This is a genomic window from Corynebacterium marambiense, assembly GCF_016342275.1.
Classification (GTDB): domain Bacteria; phylum Actinomycetota; class Actinomycetes; order Mycobacteriales; family Mycobacteriaceae; genus Corynebacterium; species Corynebacterium marambiense.
Genome location: NZ_JAEIOT010000014.1, coordinates 1 through 1,475 on the forward strand (window position 1 = coordinate 1; position 1,475 = coordinate 1,475).

Here is a 1,475-nt window from a genome sequence, read left to right on the forward strand (position 1 = left end):
GTGCACATGCGCCCATGGTGAATCAGTGATACTAACCGCCCAGAAGCCTCATGGCCCTTTCTTTGATTGGGGTGTGGGTGTGGATGCGTGGGACCTGATCTGGTAGTAGCCAAGCGATGGGGTGACACAGATTGGTAGTCGAGCCACTTATTGGATTGTGGTGTAAGCGTGCAGCCTGAGGGATAGGTAAATCCGTTCCTCGTTATGGGTGAGGCGTGATGCGTACCCTTTTTTGGGGATGTCGATGATCCTGTGCTGTCGAGAAAAGCCTCTAGCGATGTGTGTGTGCGGCCCGTACCCCAAACCGACACAGGTGGTCAGGTAGAAAATACTAAGGCGATCGGGTGAACTGTGGTTAAGGAACTCGGCAAAATGCCCCCGTAACTTCGGGAGAAGGGGGGCCATGATGGGTCACCGGTCCTAGCGGCTGGTTGGCGTGTTGTGGCCGCAGAGAATAGAGGGAAGCGACTGTTTACTAAAAACACAGGTCCGTGCGAAGACGATAAGTCGATGTATACGGACTGACGCCTGCCCGGTGCTGGAAGGTTAAGAGGACCTGTTAGACCCTTTTGGGGGTCGAAGCGGAGAATTTAAGCCCCAGTAAACGGCGGTGGTAACTATAACCATCCTAAGGTAGCGAAATTCCTTGTCGGGTAAGTTCCGACCTGCACGAATGGCGTAACGACTTCCCTGCTGTCTCAACCACAGGCCCGGCGAAATTGCAGTACGAGTAAAGATGCTCGTTACGCGCGGCAGGACGAAAAGACCCCGGGACCTTCACTATAGCTTGGTATTGATGCTCGGTTCGGTTTGTGTAGGATAGGTGGGAGACTGTGATCATGTGACGCTAGTTGTGTGTGAGTCGTTGTTGAAATACCACTCTGATCGAATTGGGTATCTGTTAACCTCGGCCCGTGATCCGGGCCAGGGACAGTGCCTGGTGGGTAGTTTAACTGGGGCGGTTGCCTCCCAAAGAGTAACGGAGGCGCCCAAAGGTTCCCTCAGCCTGGTTGGCAATCAGGTGTTGAGTGTAAGTGCACAAGGGAGCTTGACTGTGAGACTGACAGGTCGAGCAGGTACGAAAGTAGGGACTAGTGATCCGGCACCGGCTTGTGGAAGCGGTGTCGCTCAACGGATAAAAGGTACCCCGGGGATAACAGGCTGATCTTCCCCAAGAGTCCATATCGACGGGATGGTTTGGCACCTCGATGTCGGCTCGTCGCATCCTGGGGCTGGAGTAGGTCCCAAGGGTTGGGCTGTTCGCCCATTAAAGCGGCACGCGAGCTGGGTTTAGAACGTCGTGAGACAGTTCGGTCTCTATCCGCCGTGCGCGTTGAAACTTGAGAAAGGCTGTCCCTAGTACGAGAGGACCGGGACGGACGTACCTCTAGTGTGCCAGTTGTCACGCCCGTGGCATGGCTGGTTGGCTACGTACGGAAGGGATAACCGCTGAAAGCATCTAAGCGGGAAGCCCG

Annotated in this window: 1 rRNA gene; it reads left to right on the top strand. The window is 55.1% G+C overall.

Features of this window, described 5'->3' with window-relative positions:
- Nucleotides 1–1,475 (top strand): 23S ribosomal RNA (locus JDV76_RS10380); the annotation flags it as partial.